Below are 252 nucleotides of genomic sequence, written 5' to 3' on the forward strand. Positions count from 1 at the left end.
CGTTCTACTTCTCGACCATCTCGGGCTCGGTAGAGGACCGTGGCACACCGGACTTTTTGCGCAAGATGGCCGCGCACGCCGGTATTCCCACCCGGCATATCGACCTGGAGGACATCGGCCTGAATGGCGAGGGGCGTTTCGTTGACCTGGAGGGGCAGCCGATTCAGCGCTTGTTCAAGCTGCACGCCTGGGAGCACATCTTCCACGAAGCCTTCGGCAAGGCCATCCCAGGTTGTGACACGCAGTTCATCG

1 protein-coding gene is annotated in these 252 nt (G+C 61.1%); it reads left to right on the forward strand.

Going from position 1 to position 252, the window contains the following annotated elements; all coding sequences use genetic code 11:
- Nucleotides 1-252 (forward strand): glutathionylspermidine synthase family protein (locus SB756_RS33000; protein ID WP_410913626.1); only part of this gene is annotated, 252 nt, incomplete at both ends.

It is taken from the genome of Pseudomonas sp. SIMBA_068, from assembly GCF_046534705.1.
Taxonomy (GTDB): Bacteria; Pseudomonadota; Gammaproteobacteria; order Pseudomonadales; family Pseudomonadaceae; genus Aquipseudomonas; species Aquipseudomonas putida.